28 protein-coding genes, 1 tRNA gene and 1 pseudogene are annotated in these 25,420 nt (G+C 61.6%); 23 read left to right on the forward strand and 7 right to left on the reverse strand.

Annotated elements, in window-relative coordinates:
* Positions 1-22: 22 nt before the first annotated feature.
* Positions 23-1,135, reverse strand: coding sequence for a tRNA 2-selenouridine(34) synthase MnmH (gene mnmH / locus ACF8R4_RS20340; RefSeq protein WP_104833971.1), 1,113 nt, complete (start codon positions 1,133-1,135; stop codon positions 23-25).
* Complete coding sequence (gene selD, locus ACF8R4_RS20345; RefSeq protein ID WP_060499956.1) at positions 1,135-2,169, reverse strand: selenide, water dikinase SelD; 1,035 nt, start codon at positions 2,167-2,169, stop codon at positions 1,135-1,137. The genes mnmH and selD overlap by 1 nt, the downstream gene beginning before the upstream one ends.
* 126 nt (positions 2,170-2,295) lie before the next feature.
* On the opposite strand from selD, the gene ACF8R4_RS20350 reads away from it, so the two are divergent.
* Genes ACF8R4_RS20350 through phnE form a run of 4 tightly spaced genes read left to right on the forward strand, consistent with a single transcriptional unit; the run spans position 2,296 to position 5,541 of the window.
* Positions 2,296-3,150: a putative selenate ABC transporter substrate-binding protein gene (locus ACF8R4_RS20350; RefSeq protein ID WP_060499955.1), complete on the forward strand. Its 855-nt coding sequence runs from the start codon at positions 2,296-2,298 to the stop codon at positions 3,148-3,150.
* Positions 3,147-3,956 (forward strand): phosphonate ABC transporter ATP-binding protein, encoded by an 810-nt coding sequence (locus ACF8R4_RS20355; protein ID WP_104833972.1) that lies wholly within the window; start codon positions 3,147-3,149, stop codon positions 3,954-3,956. The genes ACF8R4_RS20350 and ACF8R4_RS20355 overlap by 4 nt, the downstream gene beginning before the upstream one ends.
* Positions 3,950-4,777 (forward strand): ABC transporter permease, encoded by an 828-nt coding sequence (locus ACF8R4_RS20360; RefSeq protein ID WP_060499953.1) that lies wholly within the window; start codon positions 3,950-3,952, stop codon positions 4,775-4,777. The genes ACF8R4_RS20355 and ACF8R4_RS20360 overlap by 7 nt, the downstream gene beginning before the upstream one ends.
* Positions 4,774-5,541, forward strand: a complete 768-nt coding sequence (gene phnE, locus ACF8R4_RS20365; protein WP_060499952.1) for a phosphonate ABC transporter, permease protein PhnE — start codon at positions 4,774-4,776, stop codon at positions 5,539-5,541. The genes ACF8R4_RS20360 and phnE overlap by 4 nt, the downstream gene beginning before the upstream one ends.
* Here phnE and ACF8R4_RS20370 read toward each other — a convergent pair.
* Positions 5,538-6,425, reverse strand: a complete 888-nt coding sequence (locus tag ACF8R4_RS20370) for a bestrophin family protein (protein ID WP_392493330.1) — start codon at positions 6,423-6,425, stop codon at positions 5,538-5,540. The two genes, phnE and ACF8R4_RS20370, sit on opposite strands and share 4 nt — an antisense overlap.
* 221 nt (positions 6,426-6,646) lie before the next feature.
* Here ACF8R4_RS20370 and ACF8R4_RS20375 point away from each other — a divergent pair, with 221 nt between their 5' ends.
* On the forward strand, positions 6,647-6,940 hold the full coding sequence (locus ACF8R4_RS20375; protein WP_082426425.1) for a type II toxin-antitoxin system RelE/ParE family toxin: 294 nt from the start codon (positions 6,647-6,649) through the stop codon (positions 6,938-6,940).
* Positions 6,937-7,233, forward strand: coding sequence for an addiction module antidote protein (locus ACF8R4_RS20380; protein WP_182408666.1), 297 nt, complete (start codon positions 6,937-6,939; stop codon positions 7,231-7,233). The genes ACF8R4_RS20375 and ACF8R4_RS20380 overlap by 4 nt, the downstream gene beginning before the upstream one ends.
* Before the next feature lies 1 nt (position 7,234).
* Here the strand turns inward: ACF8R4_RS20380 and ACF8R4_RS20385 are convergent, their stop codons facing one another.
* Together ACF8R4_RS20385 and ACF8R4_RS20390 are read right to left on the reverse strand one after the other, a co-directional pair.
* On the reverse strand, positions 7,235-7,723 hold the full coding sequence (locus ACF8R4_RS20385; protein WP_104833975.1) for a GNAT family N-acetyltransferase: 489 nt from the start codon (positions 7,721-7,723) through the stop codon (positions 7,235-7,237).
* 151 nt (positions 7,724-7,874) lie between these two features.
* Entirely contained in the window at positions 7,875-8,522 is a 648-nt protein-coding gene (locus ACF8R4_RS20390; protein ID WP_060499948.1) for a trypsin-like peptidase domain-containing protein, read from the reverse strand.
* 295 nt (positions 8,523-8,817) lie between these two features.
* On the opposite strand from ACF8R4_RS20390, the gene ACF8R4_RS20395 reads away from it, so the two are divergent.
* From ACF8R4_RS20395 to ACF8R4_RS20415, 5 genes and pseudogenes are all read left to right on the forward strand, one after another.
* A complete protein-coding gene (locus ACF8R4_RS20395) occupies positions 8,818-9,324 on the forward strand; it encodes a sigma-70 family RNA polymerase sigma factor (RefSeq protein ID WP_060499947.1) in 507 nt (168 codons plus the stop codon).
* Positions 9,324-10,265, forward strand: a complete 942-nt coding sequence (locus ACF8R4_RS20400) for a FecR domain-containing protein (RefSeq protein ID WP_392493334.1) — start codon at positions 9,324-9,326, stop codon at positions 10,263-10,265. Before ACF8R4_RS20395 ends, ACF8R4_RS20400 begins: the two co-directional genes overlap by 1 nt.
* Positions 10,266-10,382: 117 nt before the next feature.
* On the forward strand, positions 10,383-12,863 hold the full coding sequence (locus ACF8R4_RS20405; RefSeq protein ID WP_225521444.1) for a TonB-dependent receptor: 2,481 nt from the start codon (positions 10,383-10,385) through the stop codon (positions 12,861-12,863).
* Between the two features lie 111 nt (positions 12,864-12,974).
* A pseudogene (locus ACF8R4_RS20410) lies at positions 12,975-13,265 on the forward strand (type II toxin-antitoxin system RelE/ParE family toxin).
* A gap of 9 nt (positions 13,266-13,274) precedes the next feature.
* On the forward strand, positions 13,275-13,583 hold the full coding sequence (locus ACF8R4_RS20415; protein WP_060499944.1) for an addiction module antidote protein: 309 nt from the start codon (positions 13,275-13,277) through the stop codon (positions 13,581-13,583).
* 153 nt (positions 13,584-13,736) lie between these two features.
* Here the strand turns inward: ACF8R4_RS20415 and ACF8R4_RS20420 are convergent.
* A tRNA-Leu gene (locus ACF8R4_RS20420) sits at positions 13,737-13,821 on the reverse strand.
* Between the two features lie 107 nt (positions 13,822-13,928).
* Between ACF8R4_RS20420 and queA the strand changes: the two genes are divergently transcribed.
* The 6 genes from queA to ACF8R4_RS20450 all read left to right on the forward strand — a co-directional run bounded on the left by queA (position 13,929) and on the right by ACF8R4_RS20450 (position 19,994).
* The gene (gene queA, locus ACF8R4_RS20425; RefSeq protein WP_392493337.1) at positions 13,929-14,978 is read left to right on the forward strand and encodes a tRNA preQ1(34) S-adenosylmethionine ribosyltransferase-isomerase QueA; all 1,050 of its coding nucleotides are present in this window, start codon (positions 13,929-13,931) and stop codon (positions 14,976-14,978) included.
* A gap of 14 nt (positions 14,979-14,992) precedes the next feature.
* On the forward strand, positions 14,993-16,108 hold the full coding sequence (tgt, locus tag ACF8R4_RS20430; RefSeq protein ID WP_014589748.1) for a tRNA guanosine(34) transglycosylase Tgt: 1,116 nt from the start codon (positions 14,993-14,995) through the stop codon (positions 16,106-16,108).
* A gap of 42 nt (positions 16,109-16,150) precedes the next feature.
* Positions 16,151-16,486: a preprotein translocase subunit YajC gene (gene yajC, locus ACF8R4_RS20435; RefSeq protein WP_008092587.1), complete on the forward strand. Its 336-nt coding sequence runs from the start codon at positions 16,151-16,153 to the stop codon at positions 16,484-16,486.
* A 63-nt stretch (positions 16,487-16,549) separates the two neighbouring features.
* Positions 16,550-18,412, forward strand: coding sequence for a protein translocase subunit SecD (secD, locus tag ACF8R4_RS20440; protein WP_060501849.1), 1,863 nt, complete (start codon positions 16,550-16,552; stop codon positions 18,410-18,412).
* A 10-nt stretch (positions 18,413-18,422) separates the two neighbouring features.
* On the forward strand, positions 18,423-19,331 hold the full coding sequence (secF, locus tag ACF8R4_RS20445; protein WP_060501847.1) for a protein translocase subunit SecF: 909 nt from the start codon (positions 18,423-18,425) through the stop codon (positions 19,329-19,331).
* Positions 19,332-19,451: 120 nt separating this feature from the next.
* Positions 19,452-19,994, forward strand: a complete 543-nt coding sequence (locus ACF8R4_RS20450; protein ID WP_060501846.1) for a glycine zipper 2TM domain-containing protein — start codon at positions 19,452-19,454, stop codon at positions 19,992-19,994.
* Positions 19,995-20,181: 187 nt separating this feature from the next.
* Here ACF8R4_RS20450 and suhB read toward each other — a convergent pair whose 3' ends face one another.
* Complete coding sequence (suhB, locus tag ACF8R4_RS20455) at positions 20,182-21,000, reverse strand: inositol-phosphate phosphatase (RefSeq protein WP_016713212.1); 819 nt, start codon at positions 20,998-21,000, stop codon at positions 20,182-20,184.
* A gap of 151 nt (positions 21,001-21,151) precedes the next feature.
* Here suhB and trmJ point away from each other — a divergent pair, with 151 nt between their 5' ends.
* The 6 genes from trmJ (at position 21,152) to iscA (ending at position 25,413) form a co-directional block, all read left to right on the forward strand.
* A complete protein-coding gene (gene trmJ / locus ACF8R4_RS20460) occupies positions 21,152-21,907 on the forward strand; it encodes a tRNA (cytosine(32)/uridine(32)-2'-O)-methyltransferase TrmJ (RefSeq protein ID WP_060501844.1) in 756 nt (251 codons plus the stop codon).
* 3 nt (positions 21,908-21,910) lie between these two features.
* Positions 21,911-22,696, forward strand: coding sequence for a serine O-acetyltransferase (cysE, locus tag ACF8R4_RS20465; protein WP_016713210.1), 786 nt, complete (start codon positions 21,911-21,913; stop codon positions 22,694-22,696).
* A 179-nt stretch (positions 22,697-22,875) separates the two neighbouring features.
* On the forward strand, positions 22,876-23,367 hold the full coding sequence (iscR, locus tag ACF8R4_RS20470) for a Fe-S cluster assembly transcriptional regulator IscR (protein ID WP_008092572.1): 492 nt from the start codon (positions 22,876-22,878) through the stop codon (positions 23,365-23,367).
* 46 nt (positions 23,368-23,413) lie between these two features.
* Positions 23,414-24,628 carry an IscS subfamily cysteine desulfurase gene (locus ACF8R4_RS20475; protein ID WP_012270592.1) on the forward strand — a complete coding sequence of 405 codons (1,215 nt, stop codon included), beginning with the start codon at positions 23,414-23,416 and terminating at the stop codon, positions 24,626-24,628.
* Positions 24,629-24,674: 46 nt separating this feature from the next.
* Positions 24,675-25,061, forward strand: a complete 387-nt coding sequence (gene iscU / locus ACF8R4_RS20480; protein ID WP_003248539.1) for a Fe-S cluster assembly scaffold IscU — start codon at positions 24,675-24,677, stop codon at positions 25,059-25,061.
* Between the two features lie 28 nt (positions 25,062-25,089).
* Positions 25,090-25,413: an iron-sulfur cluster assembly protein IscA gene (gene iscA / locus ACF8R4_RS20485; RefSeq protein WP_003248536.1), complete on the forward strand. Its 324-nt coding sequence runs from the start codon at positions 25,090-25,092 to the stop codon at positions 25,411-25,413.
* Positions 25,414-25,420: the final 7 nt, after the last annotated feature.

Raw genomic sequence — 25,420 nt, forward strand, 5'->3', positions numbered from 1 at the left:
CCGCGAAGAAGGCGATGCGGTCTCAAGGATGACGCTCGCGTAGCGCCCGGGCCTTGAGGTACTCGCGCACTTCCAAGGCATCCCCGGCAAACTCGATACGCTCAGCCTTCGCCGCACGCTGGTAGGCATACATCGGGTCGTAATACTCGTTCAACAAGCCTTCGATCCAGCCCCGGTGCAACTCCACCGCGCCGCTGCGCTGCTGTTCTTCCAGCGCCTGGGCCAGCAGTGTCGACAACCGCTGATATCGCTCGCCACCCAAGCGCTTGCAGATGTTGGCCATGCTTTGCAGCATGCGTTCGGCAAACAACCGGCGGCCTTCTTCCTCGCCATGCACAGCGGTGAACTCGGCACTCAGGTTGACCACGTAATCACGCAAGATGCGCTCAACGCGGTTGGCAAAACTGTCTTCCAGCCACACCAGCGGGTATTGCTGCATGCCCTGGTACAGCTCCAGCGGCACGGTGCAACTGCCGACAATGCGGCCTTCATCTTCCAGTACGAACTGTTCAATGCCTCGGTCGCGTTTCTTCAGTACGTCGATGGCCAGCTGGTTTTCGAAGTCGATCTGCGCCGGCTGCGCGGTGGCGCGTTTGCCGAAGCTGGAGCCGCGATGGTTGGCATGGCCTTCCAGGTCCAGCACGTTATCCAGCTGATGCAGCACGTCGGTCTTGCCAGTACCGGTAAGGCCGCCCAGCAGCACAAAATCGCACTGCGCCACCGCCTGTTGGGTGGTTTCCAGCAAGAAGGTCCGCATGGCCTTGTAACCGCCCTTGACGCGCGGGTACTGGATGCCCGCTTCATCACGCAACCAGCCCTGCACGATCTGCGAGCGCAGGCCGCCACGGAAGCAGTACAGGTAGCCTTCGGGGTGGGCCTGGGTAAACGCCACCCAGGCGTCCAGCCGAGCCTGCCTAGTGGTGCCGCTGACCAGTTGGTGGCCAAGGGCGATGGCAGCTGTCTGGCCCTGCTGCTTGAAGCAGGTGCCGACCTTCTGCCGTTCCTGATCATTCATCAGCGGCAAATTGACTACGCCCGGAAAGGCGCCTTTGGAAAACTCGACGGGTGCCCGCATATCCATCATCGGCACGTCGTCGAGAAACAGCTGGCGGAAATCGGTGCAGTCGGGGCGCATCAGATCACCTCGACCGCGTGGCTCTGTCGTTCGACCAGCTTGCCGATTGGCGACAGTTGCAGGCCCAGTTCGGCAGCGACTGCCAGGAACGCGTCTTCACCTTCAGGGCTGACCGCTACCAGCAGGCCGCCGCTGGTTTGCGGGTCGCACAGCAGGTGTTTCTGCTCGTCGCTGAGTGCGCCGAGTTTGTGGCCGTAGCTTTCGAAGTTACGCAGCGTGCCGCCGGGGATGCAACCTTCGGCCAAGTAATGCTCGACGCTGGGCAGTCGCGGTACGGCGGCGTAGTCCAGGTGCGCGGTAAGGCCGCTGCCTTCGGCCAGTTCCACCATGTGGCCGAGCAGGCCAAAGCCGGTGACGTCGGTCATGGCCTTCACCCCATCGAGTTTGCCGAAGCGGCTGCCGGGGGTATTGAGGGTGCACATCCAGTCTCGGGCCAGGCCCTGGTCCTGTGCACGCAACTTGGCCTTTTTCTCGGCTGTGGTAAGGATGCCGATGCCCAGGGGTTTGGTCAGGTACAGTTGGCAGCCGGCAGTGGCGGTGTCGTTGCGCTTGAGGTGGCGCTTGCTGACCACGCCAGTGACGGCCAGGCCGAAGATGGGTTCGGGGGCGTCGATGGAGTGGCCGCCAGCCAGCGGAATGCCGGCTTCGGCGCACACCGCACGGCCGCCACGAATCACTTCGCGGGCCACTTCCGGTGGCAGCACATTGACCGGCCAGCCCAAAATGGCAATCGCCATCAGCGGGTCGCCGCCCATGGCGTAGATGTCGCTGATGGCGTTGGTGGCGGCGATGCGGCCGAAGTCGTACGGGTCATCGACAATCGGCATGAAAAAGTCGGTGGTCGAGACCACGCCGCGCTCGTCGTCCAGCGCATACACGGCAGCGTCGTCGCGCGAGGCGTTGCCAACCCACAGCTTCGGGTCCAGGGCCTGGGTGCCGCTTTCGGCAAGGATCACATCCAGCACCTTGGGGGAAATCTTGCAGCCACAGCCGGCACCATGGCTGTACTGGGTCAGGCGAATCGGCTCGCTCATACGCACCTCGGCAGGTCAGATTGTTGCGCGATTGTAGCAAAGCTGGCCTTTGGGCTTTGGCCTCTTATAATCCTTGGAGTCGACGGATTTGTCGGCATTTCCCCGCTATTGAACCGGAGAACACCCATGCTTAAACGCCCCTTGGCGCTCGCCGCCGGCCTTGTGCTGTCTTGCTGTGCCGTTGTCGTCCAGGCTGCTGAAGTGTTGCGAGTCAGCGCCATCCCCGACGAAGCACCCACCGAGTTGCAGCGCAAGTTCAAGCCGTTGGGCGAGTACCTGGCCAAGCAACTGGGCATGGACGTGAAGTTCGTACCGGTGGCCGATTACCCGGCTGTGGTCGAGTCGCTGGCCGCCGACCGGCTGGACCTGGCCTGGCTGGGAGGCTTCACGTTCGTTCAGGTGCACCTGAAGGATCCGACCGCCACGCCACTGGTGCAGCGTGAGCAGGACGCGCAGTTCACCTCCAAGTTCATCACCGCCAACCCCGACGTGAAAAGCCTGGCCGACCTCAAGGGCAAGTCGTTCGCCTTCGGCTCCATCTCGTCTACCTCGGGCAGCCTGATGCCGCGTTACTTCATGCTCAAGCAGGACAACATCAAGCCTGAAGAGTACTTCAGCCGTGTGGCCTACTCTGGCGCCCATGACGCTACAGTGGCCTGGGTGCAGGCGGGCAAAGTCGATGGCGGCGTGCTCAATGCCAGTGTGTGGCAGAAACTGGTGGATGCCGGCAAGGTCGATACCGCCAAGGTGAAAGTGTTCGCCACTACCCCGACCTACTTCGACTACAACTGGACCGTGCGCGGCAACATGGCACCGGCGCTGAAAGAAAAGATCAAAAAAGCGTTCCTCGACCTCGACCCGGCCAAGCCGGAGCACAAGGCCATCCTCGACCTGCAGGCCGCCAGCCGCTTCATCGAGACTAAGCCTGAAAACTATGTAGGCACCGAGCAAGCTGCGCGTGAGGCTGGCCTGCTCAAGTGACTGCTTCGAACGTGGCAATCCACCTGCACGGTGCCGGCCTGCGCCATGGCCAGGTACGCGCGCTTGACGCAATCAGCTTGCGCATCGCGCAGGGCGAGCGCGTCGCGATCATTGGGCCGTCGGGGGCGGGCAAGTCGAGCTTGCTGCACCTGATGGCTACGGCCATCCAGCCCAGCAGCGGGCGCGTGGAGTTGCTTGGTGAGCAGCCCTGGGCGTTGTCCGCCAGGGCACGCCAGCGCCTTCGGGCGCGGGTCGGCCTGGTGCATCAGGCACCGCCCTTGCCACCGCGCCAACGGGTGGTGACGGCAGTATTGGCCGGCCGACTGGGGCAGTGGGGGGTAACGCGTGGCTTGCTCAACCTGCTGTACCCCAGTGATGTGCCGGGGGCGCGCCAGGTGCTTGCAGAGCTGGGCCTGGCCGACAAGCTGTTCGTGCAGTGCGGGCAGTTGTCGGGTGGCCAGTTGCAGCGGGTGGGTATTGCCCGGGCCCTTTACCAGCGGCCACAGGTGCTGCTGACCGACGAACCGGTGTCGGCCATGGACCCTGTGCTGGCCGACCACAGCCTGGCCTTGCTCAACCGCCATGCCCAGGCCAACGGCGTGACACTGGTGGCGAGCCTGCATGCGGTGGAGTTGGCGCTGGCGCATTTCCCCCGGGTGGTTGGTATCCGCGAGGGCCAGGTAGTGTTTGATTGCCCGGCAGAAGCGGTCAACGAACACATGCTGGAGGCGCTGTACGCGAATGAACAACTGGCTTCGCCGCCAAACCAGGGGCCGATTCTGACGGTGCAGATCCCGCGATGCTGAGGGCCGACACCCGCGACCCGGCCCTGCTGCCGCGGCTGCTGCTGGCCTTGCTGGGCGTGGCGATACTGTGGCCGGGTATCCAGTTGAGCGAACTGAACCCCGGGGTGCTGCTGCAGGCAGAGAACCGACAGCAGATCGCCACTTTCACCAGCGCCTTCTGGCCACCTGCGCACGATGCCGATTTTCTCGTGTTGCTGTATGAAGCCACGCTACAGACCCTGGCCGTGGCCACCGCCGGCATGGCGTTGGCGTTGCTGCTGGCCGTCCCGGCGGGGCTGTTGGCCAGTCGCGCCTTGTCGTTGCGTGCTGCCTCCCGTGGTGGGCGTGCAGGGCTTTGGTCGCGTCTGCTGCGCCTGCCGGTGCGCGGGTTGCTGATTTTCCTGCGCAGCGTGCCGGAAATTGTCTGGGCGCTGTTGTTCGTGCGGGCCGTGGGGCTGGGGCCGACGGCGGGTGTGTTGGCCATCGCCATTACCTACAGCGGTATGCTGGGCAAGGTCTACGCCGAAATCTTCGAGTCGGTTGACCAGCGCCCGGCCCATGCCTTGTTGCAGGCGGGCAGTGGCCGGCTGACGGCGTTTCTCTACGGCATTCTGCCCAACGCGGCGTCCGAAGTGGTGTCCTACACCGTGTACCGCTGGGAGTGCGCGGTGCGAGCCTCGGTGGTGATGGGGTTTGTGGGAGCGGGGGGCCTTGGGCAGCAGATTGACCTGTCGATGCGGATGTTTGCCGGGGCGGAAGTGGCCAGCATGTTGCTCACCTTCCTGCTGCTGGTGATGCTGGCCGACTTGCTCAGCCGCCTGCTGCGCTGGAGGCTGGCATGAACCGGGTCATCAACCTGTTGCTGCTGGGCGCCATCGTGTTGGCGGTGTTGGCCTCGTTCGCATACCTGGAGTTGGACCTGCAAGCACTGGTCGGCAACGGTGGGCTGGGGCAGATGGGTGAGTACGCCGGGCGTTTCCTGCACCCGGACCTGTCTGCCGGGCACCTGAAGGCCGTGTGGCATGGGGCGCTGGAGACGCTGGCCATGTCTGGCCTGGGCACCTTGTTGGCGATGGTCATGGGGATGTTGCTGGCACTGCCGGCGGCAGGGCGATTCGGTTGGCCATTGCAGGGCGCGGCGCGGTTGCTGCTGAATGCCCTGCGCGCCATTCCGGAACTGGTGTGGGCTGCGCTGACAGTCCTGGCGGCCGGTCTTGGGCCCAATGCCGGCACCCTCGCGTTGGCGCTGCACACCGCTGGTGTTCTGGGGCGCTTGTTTGCCGAGGCGCTGGAGAATGCGCCGCCGGAGCCAGCGGCAGCGATTCGCTTGCAGGGCGGCAGCCAGGTGGCCGCGTTCTGTTTTGGTACCTTGCCCAACGTGTGGCCGCAGTTGCTGGCCTACAGTTTGTACCGCTGGGAAAACAATATCCGTATGGCCAGTGTGCTGGGCTTCGTCGGGGCGGGCGGCTTGGGGCAGATGCTGTACACCACGTTGAGCCTGTTCCAGGAGGCCCAGGCCAGCACGGTGATCCTGGGCATGCTGGTGCTGGTGTTGCTGGTGGATACGTTGAGTGATGTGTTGCGCCAGCGCTATGTGCGGGCCTAAGCGAGCTCCCCACACTGTGCTTCCCGTTGCATCGACTCCAGGTTCCGCTTGATCGTCTCGCAAATGGTGTCCATCTGGATCTGGTGCTCACTGAACTTGAACGGGCTCTGCAAATCCGTGCCGATCCGCTCGATGGCCAGCAACATGAACCCCACCACGGTCGAAGCCAGCGGCGTGAACCAGCCCAGCGACTCCACCAGCCCTACTGGCACGATCAGGCAGAACAGGGTGATGAACAGTCGCGGAAAATACACGTAAGGGTAGGGCAGCGGTGTATTGGCGATGCGCTCCATACCGCCTTGGGCATTGGACAGGTCCACCAGCGTCGATTCCAGCCGCGCCAGGCGAATGCTGTCCAGCCGCCCGGCCTGGTATTCCCGCGCCAGCAAGGCCGCCGAGCCACCGAGAATGTCATTGGCAAAGTTGTTCGAGCGGTTGCGCCGTTCGAACTCTGCCGGCGGGATGAAGGCCATCAGTTCATCCGGGCAGCTCTCACCCTTCAAGTGTGCAGCCAGGCAGTTCACATAGGCGATGTGCCGGCGCAGCAGGGTGGCCTTGACCGGGTTCAGGCCATCAGCCGGGTCATCGATCAGGTTTAGCGTCTGCCTTGCGAAGCTACGCGAACTGTTCACCAGCGCCCCCCACAACGTGCGAGCTTCCCACCAACGGTTGTAGGCGCTGCTGTTGCGAAAACTCACCAGCACTACCAGCGCCGAGCCCAGCAAGGTCAGGGGGATCAGCGGCAGGGTGAACTTGCTGTTGAAGAACAGCATGAAATCGATGGTGACCAGCACATCCCAGATCAGCAGCCAGAACAGCGACCAGCCGATGTAGCCGATGGTCTTCACGACCAGGCGGAACTTGCGGGTGATGATGTCTTTCACGCGGGGGCACCTCTAAGCGGGGGCATGCTGGATCGGACGTCGAGGGGCCTCGAAGGTTCGAATGCTGATTGTTGCAAGGGATTTTGCGACTGCAGCGACGCGAAAAATCTGACGACGTCATGGGATGTGCCTGAATTCCCAATGCAATTGAACACAGCCAAAGTGGTCCGCTTCAGCACTTGAATGGGCGTATCCATACGGATACGATGGGGCACCACTTGATGTATCTTGTTGAACAGACGGAGAGCTTTGCAGTTTGGCTATCCAGTTTGAGGGATTTGAAAGCCAAGCTTGCGATAGGTCGCAGGCTGGAGCGAGTTGCGATAGGCAACCTTGGTGACTTCAAGTGGCTTGGAGGCGGTCTAGGTGAGCTTCGCATCGACGTAGGTGCAGGCTATCGCGTCTATTTCACGCAAAAGGGGCACAGATTGGTTCTGCTGCTGGTTGGCGGCGACAAGTCCACTCAAGTCGCCGATATTCTCAAATCAAGAAAGCTGCTGAAGGAGATGATATGAGCGAAAAACTGATTCCGTTTGATATGGCAGCTTTGTTGAGTAGCGATGAGGCCATCAGTGAGTACCTTAGCCAGGTGCTATCAGATGGCGATACCGAAGAGATCATTCGAGCGCTCGGCCATATCGCGCGTGCACGAGGCATGACACACATAGCCATGGAGAGTGGTTTGGGCAGAGAAAGCCTCTACAAGGCGCTCAGCCCAGGCGCAAAGCCTCGTTTTGACACTGTGTTGAAGGTCATTCGAGCCTTGGGGGTAGACCTTCTCGTGCAGCCCCATGCGGTAGCCCGTTGATTCAAACGGGTTGAATCAGCACCTGCTTCATCTTTACCAGCGCCACCCGCGTGCCATCCCACCCCTGCCGTTCCTCGATTCCAAACGGCACAAAGCCCAACTGCGGATAAAGCAGCAAACCTGCGGTGTTGTGATTGAAGCATGACACCCATACTTCCCTGGCTGTGTATTGCTGGCGGGCGAGGGCGATCATGGTGGTAATCAGGTAGCGTGCTAAACCGTGACCCCGGGCGTTGGGCGCTACGACCACGTTGCCCAGGGCGCACACTCCGTCATGTTCAGCCTTGTAGAAGTTGGCGAAGGCCAAGATCTTGCCGTTGCCTTCCACTACCGTGGAGCCGCTGCGCTGGGCGATGGCATCGCTCAACTGGGCAGGGGTGAGGGGGTAGGTGGCTTTGGGGAACAGGTAGAACAGTTCGTCCGGGCTTTGCGGGAAGCTGCAGATGACGGGGATGTCGTCTGGCTGGACGGGGCGGTGGGTCAAGTGCATGGCAGGTCCTTCTTGCGCAGGTTGTCAGGGCCTCTCGCGGGTAAACCCGCTCCTACAGGACCTGCGCAGGTCCTGTAGGAGCGGGTTTACCCACGAAGAGGCAATCAGCCTCACATCATAAGCCGCTTTCCATCCACAAAACCCGACCCGCTCAAGGCTTGGCAGCAACCGCCACATAGCCTTTGACCGAAGCCGGTGCCTGAGGCTTGCCCTTGTGCGCCGTCAGGTACTGAAAGCGTCGCCATTCCTTGTCGATCTCGTTGAACGACATGAACACGCTGATCCGCTCCTTGCCAGCCAGGTCCGGGCGCTTGCCGGCATCGATCTCGCTGGTGGGGATGATGGCCACATTGATGCCGACCACCTTGCCGTCATCGGCGAACACAGGCCCGCCCGACATGCCCTTGGTGATCGGGCCGTCGTGCACCGAATAGAAGACGCTGCCTGGCGTGCCTTCAAGCCGCACCAGCGACGGCAGCGCATGGCCCTTGCCCTGCATCGGCATCATGAAACTGTTGAAACCCACTGCCGTCACGGCTTCGCCAGGCACATACTGGCGCCAATCCGGCACGTTGCTGGCCTTGTGCTTGAAGAACACCACATCACCGAGGCCCTCGTGGACCACGTTGCGCAGGAAGGGGGTGTGTTTGGCGGTTACGGCGTAATCCTCGTTCCACTGGATGGCGCTGGCCATCAGCAACATGGGCAGCGGGGCACCGGAGGTGACCACGAAAGCCTGGCTGTAGACGGGATCGGAAACGTACGAGGTTGGCACTCCATTGCACCCACTGAGCAGCATCATTGCCGCCATGCAGGGCGCGATTGTTTTCATGGGTCACACGGTGCGTGGTGAAAAGGGAGCGCAACTATGGCGAAGTGCCATTACGCTATCAATACTTTCGGCATATATCCGATGAATGACAGCTTAAGTAGTAGGAGACAGCATGGCTAATAGGCTTCATGCATGGCTGGAGGCCCCGCAGTCATTAGGGTGCCGTCAATTTTCACTTGTCACGGCGATAGGGCCAGCACAGGAATAATTGATCTGATAATCGTTATCATCTAAGGTGCCATCCTCGCCCGGAGGGATACCCGTGATTAACGACGATCTGAGTCAGGTCTATGCCGAGCACAATGGATGGCTCAAGCAGTGGCTATACCGCCGGCTGGGCTGTTCGGCACAAGCCGCCGACCTGGCTCAGGACACCTTCTTGCGGATCCTTCAGGCCCAGCAGAAGGCGGGTGCCAGCCTGAGCCTGCAGCGCCCCCGGGCCTACCTAGCAACGGTGAGCCGGCGGCTGGTCCATGACCATTTCCGCCGCCAGTCACTGGAGCGCGCCTACCTGGACATGCTCGCGCAATTGCCGGAGTTGTTCGCGCTGTCTGCCGAAGAACAGTGGGAAATGCGCGAAACCCTGCAGCAACTGGACGCACTGCTCGACACCTTCAAGCCGGTGGTGCGCTCGGTGTTCCTGCTGGTGCAACTGGAGGGCCTGACCTACATCGAAGTAGCCCGCCGCTTGGGCATTGGCGAGCGCACGGTCAAGCGGCACATGGCCAATGCCCTACAAGCTTGCATCCTGTTCGACGAAGACTTCTGATGCCCAGCCAGCAACCCCGCATCAAGCCGGAAGTGGCCCGGCAAGCCGCCAACTGGCACATGCTGATGCTCGACGAAGCCGTCAGCCCGGCCCAGCGCGCTGCCTGTAGCCGCTGGCGCGCGGCGGCGCCCGAGCATGAGCGGGCCTGGCAGAAGGCGCTTCGGGTGCAGGCCCGGTTGGGCATGCTGCCGCAGCAACTGGCCATGGGTACCTTGAACCGTGAACGCCGGCAGGTGATGAAGCAGATGCTGGCACTGGCCATCGTCGCGCCGCTCGGTTATTTGGGTTATCGCCAGCTTGTGCCGCAGACGGCTTATGCCACGGACGTTGGTCAGCATGAACAGATGACCTTGGCTGACGGCACGTTGCTGGACATGAACACCGATACCGCCGTGGACGTGGACTTCGACGCGCATCAACGGCTGATCAGCCTGCGCCGTGGCGAGGTGCTGGTCGACAGCGGGCCGGATGCCCACAGCACTGTTTACCGGCCACTGCGTGTTGCTACCGGGCAAGGCCCGATGGAGGCTCTGGGTACGCGCTTCATGGTCCGCCAGCGCGAAGGTACGACACAACTGGCCGTGTTCCAAGGGGCGGTACGGGTGACACCTGCCCGTGGGCCAGTGCAAATCCTTGAGGCCGGCCAGCAGCTGACCTTCGATGCCTCGGGGCAGGGTGCCTTGGTCGCAGCCCGTGAGCAGGACAGCCAGTGGACCCGTGGCCAGCTTGTGGTCGACGAGATGCCTCTGCGCGAATTCCTCAGCGAGCTGGGGCGCTACCGACCGGGCTGGCTACGCTGCCAGCCTGAAGTTGGGCATCTGTTGATCAGCGGCGCTTTCCAGCTGAAAAACACTGACGCCATTTTGGCCGCGCTGCCAGCCACATTGGCGGTGCAGGTGGATTACCGCACCCGCTACTGGGTGACTGTCAGCAAACGTTAATGAGAATTGGCCCGTTTTTGAAACTCGTCAGTCCTTATCTGTGGAACTGCCACACACAATAGGGACAACTTCTCAATGATCCGCTCTTCTTCACCGGTCGCCACGACCGGCCTCGCCATGGTTCAACCACGCGTGCCCAGCTATCGTCGGATACTCGCCCTGAGCGCCCTGGCCATCGCCCTGCAAGGTGTTGGCGTGCACGCCCTGGCTGCGCCTGTGCAGGCGCCGCAGGCCTACAGCATCGCGTCTGGCTCCCTGGCTCAGGTGCTTGCCCGGTTTGCCAGTGAAGGAGGGTTTACCCTGCAATACACCTCGGAGCTGACCCGTGGCCTCTCCAGCCCGGGGTTGCAGGGCCAGTATGGTGTCGAAGAAGGCTTGCAGCACCTGTTGGCCGGCACCGGCTTGCAGGCCGTGCGCCGGGGCAACAACGTCTATGGCTTGCAACCCGTTCCCCTGAGTGCAGCGTCTGGCGGCGCCGCCTTGAACCTGGAGCCGCTGAACATCAATGGTGTCCAGGATGACGCAACCACCGAGGGCTCAGGCAGCTACACCGCCAACGCCGTCACCATTGGCAAGGGCACCCACCGCCTCAAGGACATTCCACAATCGGTCAGCGTGGTCACGCGCAAGGCCATGGATGACCAGCGCCTCGATACCCTGGATGAAGTGCTGGAAAAGACCACGGGCATTACCACCCTGCAAAGTCCGTCCGGCGGCAAGTACATCTATTCCCGTGGTTTCGAGGTGGAAACCATCCAGTACGACGGCGTGCCACTCGACCGCCGCTATTACGCCATCGGCAGCAGCTTCACGTCCGACACGCTGCTGTACGACCGCGTCGAAATCCTGCGCGGGGCCAACGGCCTGTTGCAAGGCAGCGGCAACCCCGGCGCAGCCATCAACCTGGTGCGCAAACGCCCGAAAGCCGAGCCGTTCTTGTCAGTGACTGCCAGCGCCGGCTCCTGGGACACCTATCGTCAGACCGTCGATGCCGGCGCCCCGCTCAATGCCGACGGCTCGCTTCGTGGCCGTGTGGTGGCCGGGCACGAAGACCAGAACTATTTCTACGACACTGCCGAAAGCCGCAAGAACGTGCTCTACGGCATCCTTGAATACGACCTCAGCGACGCGACGACGGTAGCGGCGGGCGCCAGTGTTGAAGACCTGCATTCAACGCCGTTCTTCAGCGGCCTGCCACGCAACAAGGATGGCAGCGCCTTGAACGTCAGCCGTTCCACCTACACCGGTGCCGACTGGAACACGTGGGACAACAAGCAGACCACCTACTTTGCCGACGTCACCCACGACTTCAACGAAGACTGGCGCCTGAAGGCTTCTGGCAGCTACATGCGCGAAACCAACTACATCCTCTACAGCTTCGGCCGTGGCGCTGTGGACCCGGCCACCGGCGACGGCATGCGCTCGCGTGCCTACATGTACGACTTCGAGAACATCAACAAGGGCGCGGACATCAACCTGACCGGCAAGTGGCGTGCCTTTGGCCGGGAGCACGAGGTGGTGGTGGGCGCCAACGCCAGTGACCTGCAGACCGACGACCTGCAAGGCGGTTTCCTGAACCTGGGCCCGATGAACATTTACGACCCTATCTCGCCACAGCGCCCGACCCAGGATCAACTGCTGGGCAACGGCACTACAAACACCTACCCCGGCACTTCCAAGGGCAAGATCCGCCAGAACGGGCTTTACGCGGTCACGCGCTACAAGCTGGCCGACCCTGTGACTCTGGTAGTGGGCGGGCGCACCAGCAACTACACCTACGACTATGAACTGCACCGTTTCAATGGCGTGTCGCCAACCCCGGCCCACTCGCGTGAAAGTGGCGAGTTCACGCCTTATGGCGGCCTGATCTACGCGTTGAACGACCAGTGGTCGGCCTACGTGAGCTACGCCGACATCTTCAAGCCGCAGACCGAGCTGAGCGTGGACAACGCCCCGCTCAAGCCCATCGAAGGCGCCAACTATGAGCTGGGCCTGAAAGGTGAGCTGTTCGACGGTCGCGTGAATACCAGCTTCGCGCTGTTCCAGGTAGACCAGCAGAACCGCGCCCAGGCCGCCGAGTGCGGTACTGACGGTGGCGAAAACTGCTACGTGGCCGGCGGCAAAGTGCGCACCCAGGGCTTCGATGCGGAGATCAGCGGTGAAGTGCTGGACCGCATGCAGCTGTTTGCCGGCTACACCTACACCCACACCGAGTACCGCAACGACCCGGCCGATGGCGAGTCGCAGGCCGGAGGCACCTTCAACACCTACACACCCAAGCATCTGCTGCGCTTCTGGGCGGACTACAACCTGCCTGGCGAACTGGACCCATGGACCGTTGGCGCTGGCGCCAACATCCAGAGCCGCAACTACCACGGTAACTTTGGTGGGACAGACGGGGTAGGGAAGATCGAACAGGCCGGTTATGCGATCTGGAACGCTCGGGTGGCTTACCAGATCAACAAAAACTTCAGCGTGTCGTTGAACGGCAACAACCTGTTCGACAAGAAGTACTTCTCCAGCATCGGTTGGCTGTATGCGGCGAACTACTACGGGGATCCGCGTAACTACACCGTTACCCTGCGGGCGGATTTCTGAGGCCTACGCACTCCTTGGTTGGGGTGGCTTGGTCATGATTGGCAACGTTCGTTGATTGCGCTATGGGGATGGTCGGCCCATACTGTGTATCCCATGGAATACATTTGAGCCGTGAAGACCATCCTCACAACCGATGATTTCGATGCTTGGTTTTCCAAGCTTAGCGATAAGCGATCTGCGATGCGCATCCAGGCGCGCATCGACCGTGCCGAAGCAGGGAATTTCGGTGATTGCCAAGCTGTGGGTGAGGGCGTCTCCGAGCTGCGTATTCACTATGGGCCAGGATATCGTGTGTACTTCACCTAGCGCGGCCTTGAAATCGTGATCCTGCTGGCGGGTGGCGATAAGTCCACTCAATCAAAAGACATCAAAACCGCCCTCGACATTGCACGACGGCTTTAGGAGGTACCCATGGGTAACGTCAAGTTGAAAAAATGGGACAGTGCCGAACACCTCAAGACGGACGAGGACATGGCGCTTTACCTCGAAGCTTGCATTGAAGAGGCGGGTGATGATGCGGCTTTTATCGCCAAGGCGCTCGGCACCATTGCGCGTGCAAAAGGCATGGCTCAGTTGGCCCGTGATACCGGGCTTGGGCGTGAAAGCCTGTACAAGGCGTTGTCCGGCGAGGGGAACCCAAGCTTCGCCACCATCCTGAAGGTGACCAGAGCGCTTGGCCTACAGCTTCATGCTGACGTTGCATCCACTCATACTGGCTAGCGTGAGCGGGCGGCAACCATGATCCCTAACGGTTAGGGTGCACAGAAAGTTACGTTATGTGTAACCTCTGTTGGGTGAAGGAAGGGCGGCTGTGCTGATGGCCGATCAACAGGCAAAAAAAAACCGACCATAAGGTCGGTTTTTTCCGGATCTTGGTGCCCCGAGGGAGACTCGAACTCCCACTCCTTTCGAAAACGGATTTTGAATCCGCCGCGTCTACCAATTCCGCCATCAGGGCGTGTGGCGCGCAGTATAGAGAGCTGCCGCTAGTCGGTCAATCGGCTTTCATGGTCAATTTTCACACATTGGGCTAAACTTCCTGGCCCTGCCGAACCGAACATCATCATGCGCGTCGCCGATTTCTCCTTCGAACTCCCTGATTCCCTGATCGCCCGCCACCCGTTGGCAGAGCGCCATGGCAGCCGTCTGCTGGTGCTCGATGGGCCAACCGGCGCGCTGTCGCACCGGCAATTCCCCGACTTGCTCGACCACCTGCGCCCCGGCGACCTGATGGTGTTCAACAACACTCGGGTGATCCCGGCGCGGTTGTTTGGCCAGAAAGCCTCCGGCGGCAAGCTGGAAGTGCTGGTCGAGCGCGTGCTCGACAGCAACCGGGTGCTGGCCCATGTACGTGCCAGCAAGGCGCCGAAAGAAGGCGCGGTCATCCTCATCGATGGCGGTGGCGAGGCCGAAATGGTCGCGCGCCATGACACGCTGTTCGAGCTGCGTTTCACCGAAGAGGTGCTGCCACTGCTCGACCGCGTCGGCCATATGCCGCTGCCGCCCTATATCGACCGCCCGGACGAGGGTGCCGACCGTGAGCGTTACCAGACCGTGTATGCCCAGCGTGCCGGTGCGGTTGCAGCGCCCACAGCGGGCCTGCACTTCGACGAGGCGCTGCTGGAAAAGATCGCCGCCAAAGGCGTGGAGCGGGCCTTCGTGACCCTGCACGTGGGCGCGGGTACCTTCCAGCCGGTGCGGGTCGACAAGATCGAAGACCACCACATGCATAAAGAGTGGCTCGAAGTGGGCCAGGATGTGGTCGATGCCATCGAGGCCTGCCGCGCACGTGGCGGCCGGGTGATCGCGGTTGGCACCACCAGTGTGCGTTCGCTGGAAAGCGCGGCGCGTGACGGCGTGCTCAAGGCGTTCAGCGGCGACACCGATATCTTCATCTACCCGGGCCGGCCGTTCCATGTGGTTGACGCCCTGGTCACTAACTTCCACCTGCCGGAGTCCACGCTGCTGATGCTGGTCTCGGCATTCGCCGGCTACCCCGAGACCATGGCTGCCTACGCGGCGGCGGTCGAGAACGGGTACCGCTTCTTCAGTTACGGTGATGCCATGTTCATCACCCGCAATCCGGCGCCGCGCGGCCCCGAGGATCAAGCATGAGTCGCACCTGTCGAATGTCCTTCGAACTGCTGGCCACCGACGGCAAGGCCCGTCGTGGTCGCATCACCTTCCCTCGTGGCACCGTGGAGACCCCGGCGTTCATGCCGGTGGGCACCTACGGCACGGTCAAGGGCATGCTGCCACGCGATATCGAGGCCATTGGCGCTGAGATGATCCTGGGCAACACCTTCCACCTGTGGCTGCGCCCGGGCACCGAGGTGATCAAGAAGCACAACGGCCTGCACGACTTCATGCAGTGGAAAGGCCCGATCCTCACTGACTCGGGTGGCTTCCAGGTGTTCAGCCTGGGTGCCATGCGCAAGATCAAGGAAGAGGGCGTGACCTTCGCATCGCCAGTCGATGGCTCGAAAGTGTTCATGGGCCCGGAAGAGTCGATGCAGGTGCAGCGTGACCTGGGCTCGGACGTGGTGATGATCTTCGACGAGTGCACCCCGTACCCGGCCGAGCACGACGTGGCGCGCACCTCCATGGAGCTGTCGTTGCGCTGGGCCCAGCGCTCGAAGAACGCCCACGCCGACAACACCGCGGCACTGTTCGGTATCGTCCAGGGCGGCATGTACCAGGACTTGCGCATGCGCTCGCTGGAAGGCCTGGAGAACATCGGCTTCGACGGCCTGGCCATCGGCGGCCTGTCGGTGGGCGAACCCAAGCACGAAATGATCAAGGTGTTGGATTACCTGCCGGGCCAGATGCCCGCTGACAAACCTCGTTACCTTATGGGGGTAGGCAAACCGGAAGATCTCGTTGAGGGTGTGCGCCGCGGCGTCGACATGTTCGACTGCGTGATGCCGACGCGTAATGCGCGCAACGGCCATCTGTTCGTCGATACAGGGGTGATCAAGATCCGCAACGCGTTCCATCGCCACGATGAATCGCCGCTGGATCCGACCTGTGACTGCTACACCTGCACCAACTTCTCCCGCGCCTATCTGCACCACCTGGACAAGTGCGGCGAAATGTTGAGCAGCATGCTGAATACCATCCACAACTTGCGCCATTACCAGCGCTTGATGGCCGGTTTACGCGAGGCTATTCAACAGGGTAAATTGGCCGCCTTTGTCGACGCCTTCTACGCCAAGCGCGGGCTTCCCGTACCGCCCCTGGACTGACTGTTCGCACACATTATTAGAAAATTACATTAGGAGTGCCCAATGAGCTTCTTGATCCCCGCCGCATACGCGGACGCAGCAGCACCTGCCGCCGGCCCAGCCGGTACCGGCTTCGAGTGGATTTTCCTGGTCGGTTTCCTGGTCATCTTCTACCTGATGATCTGGCGCCCGCAGGCCAAGCGCGCCAAAGAGCAGAAGAACCTGCTGAGCAACTTGCAAAAAGGTGACGAAGTTGTCACCAACGGCGGCATCGCCGGCAAGATCGTCAAGGTTTCCGATGACTTCGTGGTACTGGAAGTGTCCGACACTGTCGAGCTGAAGTTCCAGAAGGGCGCCATCGCGGCAACCCTGCCAAAAGGTACGCTCAAGGCTATCTGAGTTACCGGTTTTATTTTCCAGTCGGGGCGCGCAACGCGCCCCGCGTCTTGAACGGGCGGCGTGATGCTGAACAAATACCCTCTGTGGAAATATGCACTGATCGTGCTGGTACTGGTGGTCGGTTTCATTTATTCCGCTCCCAACCTCTACCCGGATGACCCGGCGGTGCAGATCAGCGGTGCCAGCTCGGCGCTGCAGGTGAACCAGGCCGACCTCGATCGCGTCAGCAAGGCGCTGGTCGATGCCAAAATCGCCGTCAAGGGCGCAAGCCTGGGCGAGAAGGGCAGCGGGCTGATCCGCCTGACCAACCAGGAAGACCAACTGCCAGCCAAGGATGTCGTGCGCAAGGCGCTGGGCGATGATTACGTCGTGGCCCTGAACCTGGCCCAGACTACCCCGCAATGGCTGCGCAACCTGGGTGCAAGCCCGATGAAGCTGGGCCTGGACCTGTCCGGTGGTGTGCACTTCCTGCTGGAAGTGGACATGGACAAGGCCATGACGGCCCGCATGAAAGTCTACGAAGGCGAGGTCAAGACCTTGCTGCGCAAAGAGCGCGTCCGCTACCGCAGCCTGCCTCAGCAGGATGGCGGCATCATGCTGGGCTTCGCTGACGATGCTACCCGCGAACAGGCACGTGCCCTGATCCGCAAGAATTTCAATGATTTCGACCTGACCACCACCGAGCGCAACGAGCTTGCCGTGCTGCGTCTGGCGCTGACCCAGGCAAAAGTTGCCGAAATCCGCGAATACTCGATCAAGCAGAACCTCACCACCGTGCGCAACCGCGTGAACGAGTTGGGCGTGGCCGAGCCGCTGGTACAGCGCCAGGGCGCCAACCGTATCGTGGTCGAGCTGCCAGGCGTGCAGGACACTGCCGAAGCCAAGCGTATTCTCGGTAAAACCGCCAACCTTGAGTTCCGCTTCGGTGCCGAGCCGGGCGCGTCCAAAGCCACTACCGAGGTGTTCGAGTTCCGCGAAGGCGGCCGCTCCGCCCCTGTAGAGCGCGGCCTGATCATCACCGGTGACCAGGTAACCGACGCCCAGGCCAGCTTCGACGAACACGGCCGCCCACAAGTGAACATCCGCCTGGATGGTCACGGTGGCGAGCTGATGAGCCGCGCTACCCGTAGCAACGTTGGCCGCAGCATGGCGGTGATCTTCATCGAGCAGAAGCCGGTCACCCGCTACGTGAAGCAGACGGTCGACGGCGTCGAGAAGGACGTTGCCGTACAAAGCTTTGTGGAAGAGAAGAAAATCATCAGCCTGGCGACCATCCAGTCGCCGCTGGGCAGCCAGTTCCGCATCACCGGCCTGAACGGCCAGGGCGAGTCGTCCGAATTGGCCCTGCTGCTGCGTGCCGGTGGTCTGGCCGCGCCGATGTACTTCGCTGAAGAACGTACCATTGGCCCAAGCCTGGGTGCCGACAACATCACCAAGGGTATCGATGCGTCGCTGTGGGGCATGCTGTTCGTCTCGCTGTTCATCATCGCCATCTACCGCGGCTTCGGCGTGATCGCCACCATCGCCCTGGCGGGCAACATGGTGCTGCTGCTGGCCCTGATGTCGCTGCTGGGCGCCACCCTGACCCTGCCGGGTATTGCCGGTATCGTGTTGACCATGGGTATGGCGGTAGACGCCAACGTGCTGATCTTCTCGCGTATCCGCGAAGAGCTGAAAGCCGGCATGTCGGTACAGCGCGCCATCCACGAAGGCTTCAATCGCGCCTACACCGCGATCATCGACGCCAACCTGACCAGCCTGCTGGTCGGCGGCATCCTGTTCGCCATGGGTACCGGCCCGGTCAAAGGCTTTGCGGTCACCATGTCCCTCGGGATTTTCACCTCGATGTTCACCGCCGTCATGGTGACCCGCGCAATGGTCAACCTGACCTGCGGCGGGCGTGACATCAAGAAGCTGTGGGTTTGAGGGAGCTGCGATGAAAACCATCAACTTCATGGGCGTGCGCAATGTCGCGTTCGCCATTACCGTGCTCCTCACCGTGCTGGCGCTGTTCAGCTGGTGGCAGAAGGGCCTCAACTTTGGCCTGGACTTCACCGGCGGTACGCTGATCGAGCTGACTTACGAGCGCCCGGCCGACCTCAAGGCGGTGCGTGCCGAGCTGGTCAATTCGGGCTTCCACGAGGCCGTGGTACAGAGCTTTGGCGCTACCACCGACCTGCTGGTGCGTATGCCGGGCGATGACCCGCAACTGGGTAACAAGGTAGCCGCTGCTTTGCAGAAGGCTGGCGGCGATAACCCAGCCACGCTCAAGCGTGTCGAGTTCGTTGGGCCGCAGGTGGGTGAAGAGCTGCGCGACCAGGGCGGCATGGGCATGCTCCTGGCCCTGGGCGGCATCCTTATCTACCTGGCCTTCCGCTTCCAGTGGAAGTTTGCCGTGGGTGCGATCATCTCGCTGATTCACGACGTAGTGGTCACCCTGGGTATCCTGTCGTTCTTCCAGATCACCTTCGACTTGACGGTGCTGGCAGCGGTGCTGGCGATCATCGGTTACTCGCTGAACGACACCATCGTGGTATTCGACCGGGTGCGTGAAAACTTCCGTGTCATGCGCAAGGCCTCGTTGATCGAAAACATCAACGTTTCCACCACCCAGACCCTGCTGCGTACCGTCGCCACCTCGGTTTCGACCTTGCTGGCCATTGCCGCACTGCTGTTCTTCGGTGGTGATAACCTGTTCGGCTTCTCGCTGGCCCTGTTCATCGGCGTCATGGCCGGTACCTACTCGTCGATCTACATCGCCAACGTGGTGCTGATCTGGCTGAACCTGAACAGCGAAGACCTGATCCCGCCGACCAAGGCGGAAGGTGTGGACGAGCGCCCATAAGGGCTTGTCTCACGCCGTTTGGCTGCCCGAAAGGCGCGAGTATTGAACTCGCGCCTTTTTTTTTGCTCCAAGGCTGGGAGAAGGCGGGCTAACCCCCGCGGGTATGATCAGGAGGTTCATGTGAACAAATCAATGCTGGTGGGTGCGGTACTGGGTGCTGTCGGTGTAACTGCCGGAGGTGCTGTGGCGACCTACAGCTTGGTCAACAAGGGGCCTGAGTATGCGCAGGTCACCGACGTGCAACCGATCAAACAACAGGTAAAAACCCCGCGCGAAGTCTGCAAGGACGTCGCTGTGACGCGTCAGGCGCCGGTCAAGGACCAGCACCAGATCGCCGGTACTGTGGTGGGTGCAATCGCCGGTGGTTTGCTGGGTAACCAGATTGGCGGCGGCACCGGCAAGAAGATCGCCACCGTGGCCGGTGCGGTCGGTGGTGGTTATGCCGGTAACAAGGTGCAGGAAGGCATGCAGGAGCGTGACACCTACACCACCACGCAAACTCGCTGCAACACGGTGAATGACATCAGTGAGAAGGTGGTGGGCTACAACGTGACCTATTCCATTGGCGATCAGGTCGGCAAGGTGAAGATGGATCGCGAGCCGGGGTCGACCATTCCGCTGGACAAGAATGGCAAGCTGATCCTGAGCGATGCTGCGCAGTAATTTGTGTTGCCTGTGCTGGCCCTTTCGCGGGTAAACCCGCTCCCACAGGTGCTGCGCTGCCTTTGAGGTTGGTGCTATCCCTGTGGGAGCGGGCTTGCCCGCGAAGAGGCCGGTACAGGAAATGCAAAACCTGCAGGCATAAAAAAAGCACCCCGCGGGGTGCTTTTTGTTTTCAGGCAATCCGCGCTTAGCGCTTCATGCTCTCTGGCAGGTGCGGTTGGATGGCCGTCAGGACTGCCTTGAAGCACTTGATGTTGCCCGCAACGATATGGCCTTTGTCGAGGAAGTCGTGGCCACCGTTGAAGTCGCTCACCAAACCACCGGCTTCCTGTATCAGCAGCACGCCGGCTGCCATGTCCCACTCGGATAGGCCCGACTCCCAGAAGGCGTCGAAACGGCCAGCGGCCACGTAGGCCAGGTCCAGGCTGGCGGAGCCGGCGCGGCGGATGCCGGCGGTCTGGCCAGTCAGGGCGCGGAACATGCCCAGGTAGTTGTCCATGTCAGCCATCTGGTTGTCACGGAACGGGAAGCCGGTACCCAGCAGGGCACCTTCCAGGCTGGTGCGCGAGCTGACGCGCAGGCGGCGGCCATTGAGTTGGGCGCCACGGCCACGGCTGGCGGTGAATTCTTCCTGGCGAACCGGGTCGACGATCACGGCGTGCTCAAGGCGGCCACGGTATTTGCAGGCGATGCTGACGGCGAAGTGCGGGATGCCACGCAGGAAGTTGGTGGTGCCGTCCAGCGGGTCGATGATCCACAGGTAATCCTTGCCTTCTTCGCCGCTACCCGCGTGCAGGCCGGTTTCCTCGCCCTGGATGGAGTGGTTCGGGTAGGCCTTGCGCAGGGCGTTGACGATGCTCTGCTCGGCGGCGCGATCAACCTCGGAAACGTAGTCCTTAGCCTCTTTCTCGTCCACCTTGATGCTATCCAGGCGTTCGATGGAGCGGAAAATCAGTTCACTGGCGCTGCGAGCGGCGCGCAGGGCGATATTCAGCATAGGCTGCATGGGCGGGTCACCTGGAGATGTTAAAGAAGAAAGCCGATCATTCTAGCAGAAAACTTTGGCGGCAGAAGTGTCACATTTGCTTTCATGGCGTTACGTCTGTCGGTTCTGTAAGATCGAAGGCCCTGATTCCTGCATCTGTGAGCACAACACCTTGCTGCAAAATATTCGTGTTGTTCTGGTCAATACCAGCCACCCCGGCAACATCGGCGGCGCTGCGCGTGCCATGAAAAACATGGGCTTGTCGCGTCTGGTGCTGGTGCAGCCGAAAGAATTCCCCGCCGTGGATGCCAGTGCCCGTGCCTCGGGCGCCGACGATGTGCTGGATAACGCCCAGGTGGTCGACAGCCTTGAACAGGCGCTGGTCGGCTGCAACCTGGTGATGGGCACCAGCGCCCGCGAGCGCAGCATCCCGTGGCCGTTGATCGGCCCGCGCGAGTGCGGTGCCAAGGCGGTGGAGCATGCCAATGGCGGCGAAGAAATCGCCCTGGTGTTCGGGCGCGAACACGCCGGCCTGACCAACGAAGAACTGCAGCGATGTCACTTCCACGTGCACATTCCCTCCAACCCCGACTTCAGTTCGCTGAACCTGGCCGCTGCCGTGCAGGTGCTCTCTTATGAGGTGCGCATGGCGTGGCTGGCTGGCGGTGCAGCGCCGGAAAAAGTCGAGAAGGTTGACGCCAGCGAGCTGGCGACCATGGACGAAATGGAGCTGTTCTACGACCACCTGGAAAAAACCCTGGTGGGCATCGGCTTCCTCGACCCGGAAAAACCCAAGTACCTGATGCCGCGCTTGCGCAGGCTGTATGGGCGGGTGGCGGTCGAACGTTCGGAAATGAGCATTTTGCGCGGCATCCTTACCGAGACCCAGAAAGTGGTCCGGGGCGAGCCGCATAAACGGAAGGACTGACAGATGTTCGAACGCCTGCGTGAAGATATTCAAAGCGTATTCCACCGTGACCCGGCGGCGCGCAATGCCTTCGAGGTGCTCACCTGCTACCCCGGCATGCATGCCATCTGGTTGCACCGCCTCGGCAACGCCTTGTGGAAGCGTGATTTCAAGTGGCTGGCCCGGCTGGTGTCCAACTTCGGCCGCTGGTTGACCGGTATCGAGATCCACCCGGGCGCCACCATCGGCCGGCGCTTCTTCATTGACCACGGCATGGGTATCGTCATTGGCGAAACCGCCGAAATCGGCGACGACGTCACGCTTTATCAGGGCGTGACCCTGGGCGGCACCAGCTGGAACAAAGGCAAGCGCCACCCCACCCTGGAGAACGGCGTGGTGGTAGGGGCGGGGGCCAAAGTGTTGGGCCCGTTCACCGTCGGTGCCGGCGCCAAGATTGGTTCCAATGCAGTGGTGACCAAGGCGGTGCCAGCGGGCGCCACGGCGGTGGGCATCCCGGGGCGGATCATCGTCAAGAGCGAAGACAACGAAGTCGAGGCCAAGCGCAAGGCCATGGCCGAGAAGATCGGCTTCGATGCCTACGGCGTCAGTGGTGACATGCCCGACCCGGTGGCGCGCGCCATCGGCCAGATGCTCGATCACTTGCAAGCGGTCGACGAGCGGCTGGAGGGTATGTGTGGCGCCCTGACCAAGATGGGTAGTGACTACTGTGCCAAGGAGCTGCCAGCCCTGCCGGAAGACGATTTTGCCGAGGAGGCCAAGGTGGCCCAGCGCGACACTCAGTCGCATTGATTGCGCCGCACTGAAATCATAGTGACATACGGGGCGTGTGCTCACGCCCCTCGTCTGCTACACTCGCGCCCGCCTCCCCGATGCAAACCCGACTAAAGCACTAGGTCTTATAGTTGACTTAAATGCTCGGGAATCGCATACTCGCACACATCCCGAAACTCCCGTGGTACCCAATAGCCATGCGACTGACTACCAAAGGCCGATACGCCGTGACCGCCATGCTTGACCTGGCGTTGCACGCGCAGCATGGGCCGGTGTCTTTGGCCGATATTTCCGAGCGCCAGGGCATTTCCCTCTCTTATCTGGAACAGCTGTTCGCCAAGCTGCGCCGCAGCAGCCTGGTTTCCAGCGTGCGCGGTCCAGGCGGTGGCTACCAGCTGTCGCGGGGCATGGAAACCATCCAGGTGGCCCAGGTCATCGATGCGGTCAACGAATCGGTCGATGCTACCCGTTGTCAGGGCCTCGGGGACTGCCATGCCGGTGATACCTGCCTGACCCACCACCTGTGGTGCGACCTCAGCCAGCAGATCCATGAATTCCTCAGCGGCATCAGCCTGGCCGACCTCGTCATGCGCCGTGAGGTGCAGGAAGTCGCCCAGCGCCAGGACTTGCGACGTGTCGCAGGCCGAACCGCCCAGCTGGACAAGATTGAGACGTCCGCCGTCGATTGATCCCCCAGGGACGATGAGCGACGCCACCGCCTGATAGGAGAGACAAATGAAGTTGCCGATCTACCTCGATTACTCCGCGACCACTCCGGTCGACCCACGCGTGGCCCAGAAGATGGCCGACTGCCTGCTGGTCGACGGGAACTTCGGTAACCCGGCTTCGCGCTCCCACGTCTTCGGCTGGAAGGCCGAGGAAGCGGTCGAGAACGGTCGTCGCCAGGTTGCCGAGCTGATCAACGCTGATCCGCGCGAAATCGTCTGGACCAGCGGTGCCACCGAGTCCGACAACCTCGCACTGAAAGGCGTCGCGCACTTCTATCAGACCAAGGGCAAGCACATCATCACCTCCAAGATCGAGCACAAGGCGGTCCTGGATACCGCTCGCCAGCTGGAGCGTGAAGGTTTCGAAGTCACCTACCTTGAGCCAGGCGAAGACGGCATCGTCACCCCGGCCATGGTAGAAGCGGTGCTGCGCGACGACACCATCCTGGTCTCGCTGATGCACGTGAACAACGAAGTCGGCTCGATCAACGACATCGCCGCCATCGGTGAACTGACCCGCTCGCGCGGCGTCCTGTTCCACGTCGATGCCGCCCAGTCGGCCGGCAAGGTCGAAATCGACCTGCAAAAACTGAAAGTCGACCTGATGTCGTTCTCGGCGCACAAGGTCTACGGCCCTAAAGGTATCGGCGCGCTGTACGTCAGCCGCAAGCCGCGTGTACGCCTGGAAGCCATCATTCACGGCGGTGGCCATGAGCGCGGCATGCGTTCGGGCACCCTGCCAACTCACCAGATTGTCGGCATGGGCGAAGCGTTCGCCATCGCCAAGCAGGAAATGGTCGCAGAGAACGCGCGCATCAAGGCCCTGAGCGACCGCTTCTTCAAGCAGGTTTCGGACCTGGAAGAGCTGTACGTCAACGGCAGCCAGACCGCCCGCGTGCCGCACAACCTGAACCTGAGCTTCAACTACGTCGAAGGCGAATCGCTGCTGATGTCGCTGAAGGACATCGCCGTTTCGTCCGGTTCGGCCTGCACCTCCGCGTCGCTCGAACCTTCGTACGTGCTGCGCGCCCTGGGCCGCAACGACGAGCTGGCGCACAGCTCGATCCGCTTCTCTTTCGGCCGTTTCACCACTGAAGAAGAAGTCGACTACGCCGCGCAGAAAGTCTGCGAGGCCGTCAACAAACTGCGTGAGCTGTCGCCGCTGTGGGACATGTACAAAGACGGCGTTGACATCTCCAAGATCGAGTGGGCCGCCCACTAAGCAGTCGCCGGCAAGAGCGGCTCCCTGATGAGGAAGGAATTGCACCATGGCATACAGTGAAAAGGTCATCGACCACTACGAAAACCCACGCAACGTCGGCAAGATGAATGCTGAAGACCCAGACGTTGGCACCGGCATGGTCGGCGCCCCGGCGTGCGGTGACGTAATGCGTCTGCAAATCAAGGTCAACGAGCAGGGCGTTATCGAAGACGCCAAGTTCAAGACCTACGGCTGCGGTTCGGCCATCGCTTCCAGCTCCCTCGCCACCGAGTGGATGAAGGGCAAGACCCTGGACGAAGCCGAGACCATCAAGAACACCCAGCTGGCCGAAGAGCTGGCGTTGCCGCCGGTCAAGATCCACTGCTCGGTACTCGCTGAGGACGCCATCAAGGCAGCCGTACGCGATTACAAGCAGAAGAAAGGCTTGATCTAAGCCGCCTGTTGCGAGGTAAGGAGTCCTGATGGCTATCAGCATGACAGAAGCCGCCGCCAACCACATTCGCCGCTCCCTCGACGGGCGCGGCAAGGGTGAGGGCATTCGCCTGGGCGTGCGCACCACCGGTTGCTCGGGCCTGGCCTACGTGCTGGAGTTCGTTGACGAACTGGCGGACGAAGACCAGGTGTTCGAGAACCATGGCGTGAAGGTGATCATCGATCCCAAGAGCCTGGTCTACCTCGACGGCACCGAGCTGGATTTCGTCAAGGAAGGGTTGAACGAAGGCTTCAAGTTCAACAACCCCAACGTGCGCGGTGAGTGTGGCTGCGGCGAAAGCTTCAACGTTTGAGGCTGGC

This window comes from Pseudomonas sp. FYR_2, assembly GCF_043106425.1.
GTDB lineage: Bacteria > Pseudomonadota > Gammaproteobacteria > Pseudomonadales > Pseudomonadaceae > Aquipseudomonas > Aquipseudomonas monteilii.